Source organism: Cellulomonas sp. ATA003 (genome assembly GCF_031582905.1).
GTDB lineage: Bacteria > Actinomycetota > Actinomycetes > Actinomycetales > Cellulomonadaceae > Pengzhenrongella.
On the sequence record NZ_CP133990.1, the window covers coordinates 1,388,883 to 1,401,432 of the forward strand.

Annotated in this window: 10 protein-coding genes and 2 pseudogenes; 5 read left to right on the top strand and 7 right to left on the bottom strand. The window is 73.9% G+C overall.

All coding sequences use genetic code 11. The features are described from left to right. Positions 1 to 55 precede the first annotated feature (55 nt). Together REH70_RS06820 and REH70_RS06825 are read right to left on the bottom strand one after the other, a co-directional pair. Positions 56 to 1,582: an alpha/beta fold hydrolase gene (locus REH70_RS06820; protein WP_310753360.1), complete on the bottom strand. Its 1,527-nt coding sequence runs from the start codon at positions 1,580 to 1,582 to the stop codon at positions 56 to 58. A 543-nt stretch (positions 1,583 to 2,125) separates the two neighbouring features. Next, entirely contained in the window at positions 2,126 to 2,749 is a 624-nt protein-coding gene (locus REH70_RS06825) for a helix-turn-helix domain-containing protein (protein ID WP_310753362.1), read from the bottom strand. 42 nt (positions 2,750 to 2,791) lie between these two features. Here REH70_RS06825 and REH70_RS06830 point away from each other — a divergent pair, with 42 nt between their 5' ends. Both REH70_RS06830 and REH70_RS06835 read left to right on the top strand, forming a co-directional pair. Next, positions 2,792 to 3,583, top strand: a complete 792-nt coding sequence (locus tag REH70_RS06830) for an MFS transporter (protein WP_310753364.1) — start codon at positions 2,792 to 2,794, stop codon at positions 3,581 to 3,583. A gap of 17 nt (positions 3,584 to 3,600) precedes the next feature. Then, positions 3,601 to 4,002: an MFS transporter gene (locus REH70_RS06835; protein ID WP_310753366.1), complete on the top strand. Its 402-nt coding sequence runs from the start codon at positions 3,601 to 3,603 to the stop codon at positions 4,000 to 4,002. Between the two features lie 106 nt (positions 4,003 to 4,108). Here REH70_RS06835 and REH70_RS06840 read toward each other — a convergent pair whose 3' ends face one another. Together REH70_RS06840 and REH70_RS06845 are read right to left on the bottom strand one after the other, a co-directional pair. Further along, positions 4,109 to 5,785 carry a DUF222 domain-containing protein gene (locus tag REH70_RS06840; RefSeq protein ID WP_310753368.1) on the bottom strand — a complete coding sequence of 559 codons (1,677 nt, stop codon included), beginning with the start codon at positions 5,783 to 5,785 and terminating at the stop codon, positions 4,109 to 4,111. A gap of 278 nt (positions 5,786 to 6,063) precedes the next feature. Next, positions 6,064 to 6,498 (bottom strand): HNH endonuclease, encoded by a 435-nt coding sequence (locus REH70_RS06845; protein WP_310753369.1) that lies wholly within the window; start codon positions 6,496 to 6,498, stop codon positions 6,064 to 6,066. Positions 6,499 to 6,588: 90 nt separating this feature from the next. Here REH70_RS06845 and REH70_RS06850 point away from each other — a divergent pair, with 90 nt between their 5' ends. The 3 genes and pseudogenes from REH70_RS06850 to REH70_RS06860 all read left to right on the top strand — a co-directional run bounded on the left by REH70_RS06850 (position 6,589) and on the right by REH70_RS06860 (position 8,766). After that, on the top strand, positions 6,589 to 7,317 hold the full coding sequence (locus REH70_RS06850) for a DUF72 domain-containing protein (protein ID WP_310753370.1): 729 nt from the start codon (positions 6,589 to 6,591) through the stop codon (positions 7,315 to 7,317). A 308-nt stretch (positions 7,318 to 7,625) separates the two neighbouring features. After that, a pseudogene (locus REH70_RS06855) lies at positions 7,626 to 7,712 on the top strand (hypothetical protein); the annotation flags it as partial. 124 nt (positions 7,713 to 7,836) lie between these two features. After that, positions 7,837 to 8,766, top strand: a complete 930-nt coding sequence (locus tag REH70_RS06860) for an MFS transporter (protein ID WP_310754171.1) — start codon at positions 7,837 to 7,839, stop codon at positions 8,764 to 8,766. A gap of 163 nt (positions 8,767 to 8,929) precedes the next feature. Here REH70_RS06860 and REH70_RS06865 read toward each other — a convergent pair whose 3' ends face one another. The 3 genes and pseudogenes from REH70_RS06865 to REH70_RS06880 all read right to left on the bottom strand — a co-directional run bounded on the left by REH70_RS06865 (position 8,930) and on the right by REH70_RS06880 (position 12,494). Continuing rightward, positions 8,930 to 10,183 carry an endo-1,4-beta-xylanase gene (locus tag REH70_RS06865; RefSeq protein WP_310754173.1) on the bottom strand — a complete coding sequence of 418 codons (1,254 nt, stop codon included), beginning with the start codon at positions 10,181 to 10,183 and terminating at the stop codon, positions 8,930 to 8,932. A 74-nt stretch (positions 10,184 to 10,257) separates the two neighbouring features. Then, positions 10,258 to 11,248: pseudogene (locus REH70_RS20515) on the bottom strand (acetylxylan esterase). 217 nt (positions 11,249 to 11,465) lie between these two features. Next, positions 11,466 to 12,494 (bottom strand): LacI family DNA-binding transcriptional regulator, encoded by a 1,029-nt coding sequence (locus REH70_RS06880; protein WP_310753372.1) that lies wholly within the window; start codon positions 12,492 to 12,494, stop codon positions 11,466 to 11,468. Positions 12,495 to 12,550: the final 56 nt, after the last annotated feature.

Sequence of the window (12,550 nt, forward strand, 5' to 3'; positions counted from 1 at the left end):
ACCGGCCGCGGGCGGTGGTCCGGTGCGCGCGGTGGACCGGTGCGGACAGCCGTGGTCAGGTGGGCAGCCGGGTCGACCACCACTGCAGGACGTGGTCGAACCGTGCCACGCGATGACGGGGCCGGCCCGACCGGGTCAGCTCGTGCCCCTCACCCGGGAACAGCAGCAGCTCGGTGTCCACGCCCCGCCGCTTGAGCTCGACGAACCACCGCTGACCCTGCTCCACCGGGCAGCGCCAGTCGTTCTCGGAGTGGATGACGAGCGTCGGCGTCCGGACGTCGCCGACGTGCGCCATCGGCGACTGCGCGGCGAGGGCACCGGCGGCGTCGGGCGTGTCGTTGTCACCCAGGTACTGGAGCCCGAAGAACCAGCCGATGTCGCTGGACCCGACGAAGCTCACCGGGTCGAGGAAGCCGCGCTCGACGACGGCGGCGGTGAACCGCTGCGTGCGCGTGGTGAGCCACGCCGTGAGGTAGCCGCCGTAGGAGCCGCCCATGACGCCGGTGCGGTCGGCGTCGAGCGCCAGGCCGGGGTCGGCGAGGGCCGCGTCGAGGAGCGCGAGGACGTCGTCGGTGTCGACGGTGCCGAAGGCTCGCTGGATGGCGGTGCCGTGCGCGCGGCCGTACCCGGCGGAGCCGCGCGGATTGCCGTACACCACCGCGTACCCCGCCTCGGCGAGGACCTGCACCTCGTCGAACAGCGCGTGCGTGTACTGCGCGTACGGGCCGCCGTGGATCATGAGGATCACCGGGTGCGGTCCGGCGCCGTGCCGGTCGGCGTCGGGGAGCGCGACCCACCCGTGCACCGGGTAGCCGTCGGGGGCGGTGGCCGTGAGCTCACGCGGCGTGCGGATCCGGCCGGTCGCACGCAGGTCGGCCGAGAGGTCGGTGAGCCGGGTGGTGGTGCCCGACGACGCGTCGACGGCCAGGACGTCGCCCGCCGAGTTCGGGGCGGCCGCCGTGACGACGATGCGGCCGCCGTCCGGTGCGGCAGCGACGGCCTGCACGACCGCGGGCGAGTCGACCAGCACCCGTCCGGTCGGGGCATCGGCGGGTGCCACGTCGGCGGCGACGTCGGCCGGGAGCGCGACGAGCACGACGGCGCCGCGGCGCTGGTCGGCGACGAGCACCTCGTCGCCCGCGACGGCGAGCAGGCCGGGCACGAGGTCGACGGCGTCGACGTCGGTGCGGCGGTGGGGGACGGGGCTCGCGGCGGTGAGGTCGAGCGAGAACAGCCCGGTCTGCGACGCGACGAACTCCAGGCGCGTGGGCCCCTGGTCCGACGCGAGCATCCACAGGGTGCGGCCGTCGGCGGAGGGCAGCACGGTGTCGACCGCCAGCGTCGACGTGCCGGCGCCGTCGGTCAGCGGCCGCGGGGCGGTGGGGCCGTCCGCGCCGGGTCGCGCGTCGACGACGACGGCGTCGCGCAGCAGGTCCTCCTCGCGGCCGGGGTGCACGGCGCTGACGGCGACGAGGTGGTCGCCGTCGGGCAGCCAGCGATGGGCGCCGACGTCGGTGTCGCCCGCCGTGAGGGCGACCGGCTCCGGGAGGTCCCCGGGGCGCGGGTCGGTGGGGACGTCCACGACGAAGAGCTGCTGCGGGCGGTCGCGGAAGAACCCGGTTCCGTCACCGCGGTACCGGTAGGTGGTGATGTGGCGCGGGGGCTCCGCCCCGGGTCGCCGCCGGGGACGTAGCGGCCGTCCTCGGGGACGCGCGCCAGGTACGCCAGGCGCGCGCCGTCCGGGGAGAAGCGAGGCTCGGAGACCCCGAGCGGGGCGTCCGTCAGGCAGACCGGCTCGCCGCCGGACGCCTCGACGACGTGGAGCTGGGGCTTGCCCGTCGGCTCCGACCGCAGGAACGCGATCCAGCGGCCGCCGGGGGAGAAGTCCGGCGCGGAGTCGCGGTGGCCGCGGGTGAGCCGGACAGGCTCGGTCGAGCCGTCGGCGGGAGCGCGCCACAGCTGACCGGTGTACTCGTCGGTGTCCGGGTCGGGTGTGGTGACCGGGAAGACGACCGTCGTCCCGTCGGGGCTGAGGGCGGGGGAACCGGGGTGCGCAGCAAGGCGACGTCAGCGGGGATCACCCGGTCAAACTAGGCGGTTCGGGACGGACTCCTGAACCGGGGGATCAGCACCGGCGTGAGTCAATCCGGTCGGGTGCGGTGGCGGGCGATCGCTGCGCGCGCGAGCTCGCGCGTGGGAGGCGGCGTCGGGCGGGGGCGTCGTCGTCGGCGAGGGCGCGGCGACTCCGCGCAGCGAGTGCGCCGTCGTAGAGCAGCAACAGCTCGGTGGCGAGGCCGGCCGGGTCGGTGGCGCCCGTGGCCGCCGCGAGGCTGCGCAGGCGGTCGTCGAGGAACGCCGTGTCGGCGGCGAGCCACTGGTGGGCGGGGTGTGCCGGGTCGGTCACCTCCACGGCGGCGGCGAGGAAGGCGCACCCGCGCGTCGACGGGTGGTCGCGGTGGAACTCGTCCACGGCGTCGAAGATCGAGAGTGCGCGCTCGTCCGCGTCGGCACCGCACCGCTGCAGGACGTCGTCCCACGTCGCACGCCACCGCTCGTGGCGGCGCTGCAGGTAGGCCGCGACGAGGTGGTCCTTGCCGGCGAAGTGCGCGTAGAGGGTCGCCGGCGCCACCCCGGCACGGCGCAGGACGGCGTCGACCCCGGTCGCCGCGATGCCGCGCTCGTAGAAGAGCTCCTCGGCGGCGTCGAGCAAGCGCTCGCGCGCCGTTCCTCTCGCGCTCGTCGCCGCCATGGCCCTACTGTAACGACCACTATGGTGAAACGATCGTTACAGGTGCCGCGGTCGGGGACCGGATCGGCGGGCCTGCTGGCCTCCGGGGCGGGCCTGATCGCGGTGGCCTACGGGTTGGTGCGCTACGGCTACGGGCTGCAGCTGCCGCAGCTCACGGAGGACTTTGCGCTGTCGCCGGGGATCGCCGGGGCCATCGCATCGGGCAGCTTCGGCGCCTACTGCGTCGCCGCTCTGGCGGCGCAGCGCCTGATCGGCCGGCGCGGAGCGGGGGTGGTGCTGTGGTCGGCGGCCGCCCTGGCCGCGTCCGGTGCCTCGCTGGTCGCGGTGTCGTGGTCCACGGGGACGCTGGCGCTCGGTGTGCTCGTCGCAGGCAGCGCGGCGGGTGCGGCGTCCCCGGCACTCGTGGTCGCGGTCGCCTCGACGGTCCGCGAGCCGCTCGTGGCGCGGGCCCAGGCGATGGTGAATGCGGGCACCGGCATCGGGGTCGCCGTCACCGGTGCAGTGACGCTCGCCGCGCCGCAGGCGTGGCGTCCGCTCTGGGCCTGCGCCGCGGTGGCTGCCCTGCTCACTGCTGCGGCGGTGGATCGTCGGACGTGCTGGCCCCCAGGGCCGCGGTTGCGCGCGACCACGGGGGAGGTCGTCGGGCGGTCCGGCGGGTCGGCGTGGGGACGGCCATGCGCCGCCCGGTCGTCGCCGCCTTCGCCGCCGGCGCCGGCAGCGCAGCCGTGTGGACCTTCGGTCGCGACCTCGTCACCACCACCGGCGGGCTGCCGGAGCGGACCACCGCTGCACTGTGGTGCCTCCTCGGTGCTGCGGCCGTCCTCGGCGCGCTGAGCGGGGACGCCGTACGGGTGCTGGGTCTGCGACGTGCGTGGGTGCTCACGGCTGCCGCGACGGCCGCGGGGACCGCTGCGCTCGTCCTCGCTCCCGGGCAAACACTCGTCGCCGGTGTCGCCGGGGCGGTCTTCGGCGGCGCGTACACGGCACTCAGCGGCGTGCTGATCGCCTGGGCCGCCGCCCTCCGACCCCGAGCCGCCGGACAGGCCACCGCCACGGTTTTCATCGCCCTGACGGCCGGGCAGGCGCTGGGCGCCGTGGTGACCGGCGTGCTGGCCGGCCGCGCGGGGGCGCCGGCTGCCTTCTGGCTGTGCGCGGGCCTTCTTCTCGCCGCGGCCGCCGTCCGGCCCACGACGACGCCTGCCGGCGCGACGTCCGAGGAGACCTCGCGGGATGCCGAAGTCGCGGAACGGTGACGCCCGGGTGCGCAACCTCCTGCTGTTGTGGCCTCGGTCGCGCCCCCGGTCGTCCCTGCCTCTGCCCTGCCCTCGGCCCGAAACGGTCGCCGGTCACCACGGGCAATCATCCGTCCGGGTCGGGTGATCCGCGGTCACCTGGCCACTTCTCCGTCGTGGCGTGGATGGGGCTGCCATGCCGGTCGGTGAAGGCCCAGGTGTTGGTGTCGCGGGTGATGGTGATGTTCATGCGGTGGATGAGGTCGTGGTGGTGCCAGCACAGGAGTACTCCGTTGGTGACGCTGGTGGTGCCGTGGTCGCGGGCCCATTGGTCGACGTGGTGGGTTTCGCAGAGCACCGGTGGTGCGGTGCAGCCGGGATGCGCGCAGTGTTTGTCGCGGGCGATGATCGCGGCGCGCATGTGCGGGGTGAAGAGTCGTTTCTCGCGGCCGACATCGAGGATCTGGGAGTCGGCCGAGAAGAGGAACCGGGTGAATCCGCCGTCGCACATGAGCCGGTTCAACGCCGCCCGCGGGACGGGGGTCCCGTCGTGGTATTGCGGGATGCTGATCGGGGACTGACCGCTGACCGCGGCGGCGGTGAACAGGTCGTCGGACCCGGGCTGGTGGACCGTCCCCTCGGCCGCCTCGGCCCCCTCGGTGGCCTCGGCTCGCTCGACGTAGCCGGCCTGCTCGGGTTGCTCGGTCTGCGCGCCGTGTGCGCTCAGCTGGGCGGGGGCCTCGCCACGGGCCGGCGCCACGACGCCGTCCGTGCCGTCCGTGGAGTGCGCGGTGGACATCTCGGGACCGGGGCCGGCGCTGTCTTCGGCCTGGCCGCCGTCCGCGCCGGCTCTCGTTCCGTTGGCCGCGGCTGTCGGAGCGGTTGTTGCTGCGCCTGCCCGGGCGTGTGCGGCTGCTTCGGCGTCGGTGATGACGCTGTAGGGGACCAGGACGCTGACGTGGGGGCGGACTGCGCCGCGGGTGCCGGTCAGGCCGCGGTCGAGGACGACGCGGGCGAGGTCGCCGAGGGCTTGGGCGCGCCGCTTGGCGGGGGTCCGTTCGTCACCGACCGCGGGAACGGGGGTCACCGCTTCGAGGGCGGCTTTGAGGTACTGGCCGTTGTCGATGGTGAGCAGCCCGGCCAGGTGGTACCCGTCCGACGTCCGCGACATCGTGAAGTGCTGACGGTCCGCCGCCTCGCGGTACCCGCGGTCATCGGCGTCGGGGTCGGCAGCGGCAGCCCACCGGCGGGTGAGGATCCGCAACGAGTCCACGGGCCACACCTTCGCCTGCCCGACCAGGAACGCCTCGTTGCACTCGTTCCCCGGGTCGGCGAGGACCTCGCGCCGCAGCGGGGTGGTGGGGGCGATGGTCCCGATCAGCTGGACCTGCTCGTGGGTGATCACCCCGGCCACGCCGGCCGCCGCGGTCGCGGGCAGATGGTCACGCAGTGCCCGGCCCAGGCGCACCTGGGCGTGTGCGGTCCGCACCGAGACCCGGTGCCGGGCGGCGACCCACCTCGGGAACGACCGTGCCCCGCCCAGGGCCCACAGCCCGTCGGCCTCGATGACCGGCAGCATCCGGGCGCCGACCACCCCGAGGCGGCTGACCACGGACGCCGCTGCAGCAGCGATCACCGCGGCCTGGGCACCGTCCAGGCCGGTGGTGTCCACCCCGGCCACCGCGTCGGTCGCGGACAGCAACGCACCCACCGCCGCGGCGACGTCGGGCGGCAAGGCGGAAAGGTCAGGTGACGACCCGCGCGAGATTCCCGAAGGGGTGGGCGTGACGTCGTCGGAATCCACCACACCCACCTCCCCGCCGGACGGTCGCGGCGCCCTCGTCGCTGTTCCTTGTCTTTCTCAGACCATGCTAGGACGAGCCACTGACAAGGCCGACGAGGCGCCGGAGTGCTGTGGACGGCACTGCGAGAAGAATGGCTGTGGTCTGCCAGCACGTGCGATATGAGAACTGAAGTGGGGTTGACCCTTGGAGCGTGAGTGTGTCTTTGCCTGATCCGTACCGGAAGAATGGTGGGGCGGTGAAGTCACGCGTTCCCAAGGACGCGGCGAGGTGCCAGCCCTCAATCAGCCAGGTGCTCGAGTCGGCGCCGTTGGCCCTGGAGGTAGGGCCGAGCCCGCCGCTGGCCACCCCGGGCCGCGATGGCGTCGTCCAGACGCGACAGCGTCGTCGCCAGCCGCCCGGCATCCGCTGCCCACCCACGACGCCGGCATTCCTCCATCCAGTCGACCGGCGCCAGGTGCCCCCGCTGCGCGTTGCACCGGCGGCACGCCGCCACCTCGTTCTCCCGCCACGACGGCCCACCCTTGACCCGGGGGACGAGGTGGTCGGTCGTCGGCGGTACCAGCGACGAGAACTCCCGACCACACCAGAAGCACCGCCCCTGCTGCTCGTCGACGGCAGCGCGCAGGCGCTCGACCCGCGATGACGACCCCGGCGGGGGCGGCGACGCCGGGCCGGGCGTGACCCGGGCGGTGGCGCGGCGGGACGGTGCCATGGGCCCATCCTGCGGCCGACGTCGAGCACCGGCACCACGGCAGCGACCCACCCCGACGAGGCTGTCGGTGGCGGATGGGAGAGTCACGTCGTGACGATCCACATCGGCACGTCGGGGTGGAGCTACGACCACTGGCACGGGGAGCTCTACCCGCACGGGTCTCCGCCGCGGGACAGGCTCGGGCACTACGTGCGTCGCTTCGCCACCGCCGAGCTCAACGCGAGCTTCTACCGGTGGCCTCGGGACGCGAGCTTCGCTCGCTGGCGCCGAACGCTGCCCCCGGGGTTCGCTCTGTCGGTCAAGGCGCCGCGCGGGCTGACCCACGGCAGACGCCTCTTCGGCCCGGAGGTGTGGCTGGACCGGATCGCCTCCGGATGGCACGAGCTGGGGGACAAGCGGGCAGTCCTGCTCGTCCAGCTCCCGCCGACGCTCGCCCGTGACGACGCCCGGCTCGACTACTTCCTCGCGCGGGTCCCGTGGTGGATGCGCGTCGCCGTCGAGCTCCGCCATCCCAGCTGGGACCACGACGACGTGCTGCACATCCTCGAGCGCCGCGGTGCCGCGCTGTGCGTGATGAGCGGCGCACACCTGCCGTGCCGCCTCCGTGCGACGGCGCCGTTCGTCTACGTGCGGTTGCACGGACCGGACCGGCAGCACCTGTACGCCGGGTCGTACTCCGACGACGACCTGCGGTGGTGGGCCGATCGCCTGCGGGAGTGGGAGGGCGCGGGGCACGAGGTGTTCGCCTACTTCAACAACGACGGCGACGCGAACGCCGTACGCAACGCGTCGACGCTCCGGTGGCTCGTGGGGCAGTGAGGTGCGAAGCCGATCTGTCGACTCTGTCGACCCTGTCGACGGCATGACCATCGGTCGGCCGGGGCCGTACCCGAAACGATTCGATGGCAGGATCCTCGCGTGCCGATCGAGAACTCCACCGAGCCGCGAGTGGGTGGTCACGTCGCCGCGACGCGATCCGCGTCGTCCGCGTCGTCCGCGTCGTCTGCGCCGTCCGCGTCGTCCGAGCCCCCGCCCCGTCCGTGCCGTCGAGTGCGCCGCGTGGCCGGTATGTCGGCCTGGTCGTCCTCCTCGGCGCGCTGGCCTTCCTCCCTGCCGCGACCACGGACATGTACCTGCCGTCGTTGCCGGACGTCGCCCGCGACCTCTCGACCACGGCCGCCGCCGCCCAGCTGACGATCAGCGCCGTCCTCATCGGCGGGGCGCTCAGCCAGCTGTTCATGGGCCCGCTGTCCGACCGCTTCGGTCGCCGACGGCCCGCCGGTCCTCGGGCTCGGCGCCTACGTCGTCGTCGCGCTGCTGTGCGTCGTCGCCGGGTCGATCGGCCAGCTGCTCGCCCTGCGGGTGCTTCAGGGCGTCGTCGGGGCGGCCGCGTCCGTCGTGGCGATGGCCGTCATCGGCGACCGGTACAGCGGCGCGGAGGCCGCCCGCCTCATGTCCCGCCTGTGGATCGCGATCGCCGTCGCACCGATCCTCGCGCCGCTCGCGGGTACCGCCATCGCCGAGCAGTGGGGCTGGCGCGCCGTCTTCACCGTGCTGGCCGTGATGGGCGCCCTCCTCGCGGTCGCCGTCGCCCGTGCGCTGCCCGAGACGCTCCCGCCCGAGCGGCGGATCGCGCGCGGCGCCGCGGCGTCGCTCGGCGGGTACGGGCGCCTCCTGCGCGACCGCCAGTTCGTCGCCCTCGCGGTGCTGCCCGGGCTCGGGCTCGCGGTGATCATGAGCTACGTGACCGGCTCGCCGTTCGTCTTCCAGGGCGAGTACGGGCTCAGCGCGCGGGAGTTCGCCGTCGTGTTCGGGTTGGGTGCGACGTCGATGATGGTCGGCTCGCAGCTCAACGCGACCCTCGTGCGCCGGGTCGGCCCGGTCCGCCTCCTGCGGGCCGGCCTGCCTGCCACCGCGGTCAGCACCGCCGTCCTGGTGGTCGTCGCCGCGACCCACGCCGGCGGCGTCGTCGGGCTGATCGTGCCGCTGTGGTTCACGGTCGCCCTGCTGGCCTCGGTGATCTCCAACGCGTCGGCGCTCGCGCTGTCGCGACACCCCGAGCGCTCCGGCACCGCGGCGGCCGTCATCGGCTTCCTCCAGGGTGCGCTCGGTGGTGCGGTGAGTCCGCTGGTCGGCGTCCTGGGCGGCACCGGCGTCGCGATGGCTGCGGTCATGCTCGGCGCCGCGACCGCCGGTTTCGTCGTCCTCGCGGTCGGCACCTCGGCGTACCACCGGGACGGCGAGCTCGAGCCCAGCAGCGTCGCCTGAGGTCGTCGGGCCGACACCGCACACCCGCACGCACGACGACGACGACGCCCGCCCCGCACCGAGCGGGACGGGCGTCGTCGTGCACGGGACGGGCGTCGTCGTGCAGGCGGCGGCCGACCAGCCGACGGCCGACCAGCCGACAGCTCGTCAGCTCGTCAGCTCGTCAGCTCAGCGTGACCTCGGCCGCCGTCTCGCCCGCGGCGTCGAGCGTGAAGGCCGCCGTCGTGCCGCCGGCGGTGACCCGGTAGTCGCCGAGGAACCCGCGCACCGGCACCCGGCCCTGCGCGTCGGTGTGCAGCGTGGTGGGCGCGAGCCACCACTCGCCCTTCACCACGTCGCGCAGCGCCTCGTACGAGGGCTTCGGCGAGCCGTCCGCCCGCACGAAGCCGACCGGGGCGCCCAGCCACGCGCCCTCGTCGGACAGGCCCCAGTACGTGATCGCCTGCACCGACGGGTGCGACACCAGGGTCCGGTAGTGCCGGACCATCTCGTCGGCCTGCCGGGCCTCGCCCTCGGGCGTGCTGGGCCAGGACGGGATCTGGTAGTCGTTGAGGTCCTTGATCTCCGGCGGCATGAGGTGCCCGGACAGCAGGGTGCTCTCGGTGAAGTGGATGGGCAGGCCGTACCGGGAGAACCGCTCGAGGACGCGGAGCGTCTTCTCCTCGCCCCAGTAGCCCTGGTGCATGTGGCTCTGCAGGCCCAGGGCGTCGATCTGGATGCCGGCTTCGAGGACGCCCTCGATGAGGCACTCGTAGGCGCTGGACATGTCGAAGTCGTTGAGCAGCAGGGTCGCGTTCGGGTTGGCTGCGCGGGCCTCCTCGAAGGCCATCCGGATCATCGCGATGCGGCCCTTGTCCAGGGCGAGCTTGGTGATGCCGTTCATCCGCTCCTCGTTGGTGAAGACCGGCATGATCACGACCTCGTTGATCGCGTCCCAGACGTCGACGACTCCGCGGAAGTCCGTCACGTCGCGCTGGATGCGCGCGCGCTGGGCGGCCTCGATCTCCTCGACCGACAGGTCCCGCAGCCAGTCCGCGGCCACGGTGTGCCAGACCAGCGGGTGCCCCTTGACCAGGACGCCGTGCTCGGCGAACCACTGCGCCGTCCGCAGCAGGCGCGCGGTGTCCGGCTTGCCGCGCTCGGGCTCGAAGCCGCCCCAGTAGAACGGCAGCGTCGTGGCGTTGAACAGGTCGAAGTACAGCTCCGCCAGCCGCTCGCCGAGCTCGGGACCCGCGCCGCCGAAGGGGCTGTCCGGCGTCGCCGTCGTCTCGCCGTTGGCGTAGCCGATGAAGTCGAACCCGATGTTGCCGAACGCGAACGCGTGCCGGGTCTGCTCGACGACGACCTCGGTGTCCGCGAGCGGGGCGCCGTCGGGCCGGCGCAGCGTGACCGTCGCCTGCGCGATGCGGTGCTGCATGGTCGGGTCGGGGGTGGGGGTGTGGCGATCATCGGGTCTCCTCGTCGAGGGATGGTGGGCGAGTCGGGTTCGGGTCAGGTGGCGGGGGAGCCCGTGACGGGTCGGCCGGCGAGGACGCCGTCGAGGAAGGCCATGGCCTCCTCGTCGTCCACGACGGCGCCCGCCTCGTGCCCGTTGAAGGGCCACACCCGCATCTGCGCCGGGGCGGCGTAGACGTTGTGCGCGGCGAACACGGTCGACGGCGGCACGATGGCGTCCATGAGCGCGGCGGAGAAGTACGCCGGCGCCGTGGCGCGACGTGCGAACGCGACGCCGTCGATGTAGCCGAGCGTGCGCAGGACGACGTCGACCTTCTCGCGGTGGATGGCGAGGTAGTCGGCGACCTCGCGGAACGGGTAGGCGTCGGTGATCGTGATCGCCCGCGCGATGTCGCACAGGAAGGGCACGTAGGCGACGACGGCGGCGAGGTCCGGCACGAGACCGCCGACGGCGAGCGCGGTGGCACCCCTGGCTGCCGCCCAGGACGGCGACCCGCTCGGGGTCCACGCCCGGCAGACGCCGGGCGGCGTCGACGGCACGGACGCCGTCGATGAACAGGCGCCGGTAGTAGTACTGCTCGGGGTCCGTGATGCCCTTGGTCATCACGCCGCGCTGCTGCGGTCCGGAGCCCCACGCGTCCGGGGTCTCGCCTCGGCTCCATCCGGAGCCCTGGCCGCGGGTGTCCATCTGCAGGTGCGCGTAGCCGGCCGACGCCCACAGCAGGTTCTCCAGGTGGTGACCCCGACCGCCGCCGTAGCCGACGTACTGCACGACGACCGGCAGCGGCTCGGTCGTGCCCGCCGGGCGGCGGTACCAGGCCCGGACGGGCTCGCCGTCGAACCCGGGGAAGGTGACGTCGTGGACCTCGACCGTGCTCAGCGGCCCCGGGACGCGCTCGAGCGTCGGCGCGGCGTCGTGCCGACGTGCCGCGGCCAGCGTTCGGGCCCAGAACTCGTCGAAGTCGGGCGGCTCGACGGCGTCCGAGGTGTGCTGCCACAAACGGTCCTGGGGCATGTCGGTGTACATCGGTCTCCTCGCGGCGGTGCGGGTCGGGTCGGTTGGGGGACGACGGGAACGGGACGACGGGAACGGGACGACGGGAACGGGGGACGACGGGGACGGCGCCTGGCGGGCGCGCTGAGGGCGGACGCCACGCGCGGTCGGAGCGAACCGGCGAGCCGCGCCCCGGCGGGCGCGAGCGCGCACGGGCGCGCACGGGCGCGGCCGCCGGGTGCCGGACGGGCTACAGCGCCCGCGTCGAGCCGCGCTCGACGAGCGCGGTGGGGAGCCGCACGTGCGTGCTGCACCCGTCCGTGCTCGCCATGAGCCGGATGAGCAGGTCGACGGCCCGCGACCCCATCTCCTGCATCGGCTGGTTGACCGTGGTCAGCGGCGGGTCAGTCAGCGCGGACTCGGGCACGTTGTCGAAGCCGACGACGGACAGGTCCTGCGGCACGGACAGCCCGAGCTCGCGCGCGACGTCCATCGTGCCGAGCGCGGACAGGTCGTTGGCCGCGAAGATCGCCGTCGGCGGCTCGGGCAGGGACAGCAGCTCGCGCGCCGGACCGACCGCGAGGTGGCGCTGGTAGCCGCCGACGCGCATGAGCGCGGGGTCGGCCGTGAGCCCGGCGCGCTCGTGGGCGGCCCGGTACCCCTGCTCGCGGAGCCGGGCCGACTCCAGGTCGGGGCGCCCACCGAGGAAGCCGATGCGGCGGTGGCCGAGGCGGAGCAGGTGCTCGGTGGCCAGCAGCGCGCCGGCGAAGTTGTCGGCGTCGACGGTCGGCATGTCGGCCGGGCCGGCGTGCGGGTCGATGGCGACCACGGGCACCGAGCCGCCGGTGCTCACCACGGTGGGGGTCACGAGGATGGCGCCGTCGATCAGCGTGCCGCTGAGGCGGGACAGGTAGCGGCGCTCCCAGCCGACGTCCTCACCGGCCCGCCCGCCGCCCGAGTAGGCGAGCAGCTCGTAGCCCGACCCGGTGATCGCGTGCGACGTGCCCTTGAGGATCTCCGTGCTGAACGGCTCGAACTCGGCCACCAGGATGCCGATGACGTTCGTCCGGTGGCTGCGCAGGCTGCGGGCGACGAGACTCGACTCGTAGCCGAGCTCGTCGATGACCTGCTGCACCCGCTCGGTCGTCCGGGCCGCGACACCGTAGCGGCCGTTGATCACCTTGGACACCGTCGCGACCGACACGCCCGCCGTACGGGCGACATCGGTGATGGTGACCCGTCGGTAGGCGGGCGCCGGCAGGGAGTGAAGGTCGGTCACGGTGCCGACCCTATCGCTACGAAAACGTTATCGACATCGATTGACAACGTCGTAAA

Bases quoted from the DNA above. Each gene is read 5' to 3' on its own strand.
- REH70_RS06825 (WP_310753362.1), bottom strand. From the start codon at position 2,749: ATGGCGGCGACGAGCGCGAGAGGAACGGCGCGCGAGCGCTTGCTCGAC.
- REH70_RS06845 (WP_310753369.1), bottom strand. From the start codon at position 6,498: ATGGCACCGTCCCGCCGCGCCACCGCCCGGGTCACGCCCGGCCCGGCG.
- REH70_RS06865 (WP_310754173.1), bottom strand. From the start codon at position 10,183: ATGCAGCACCGCATCGCGCAGGCGACGGTCACGCTGCGCCGGCCCGAC.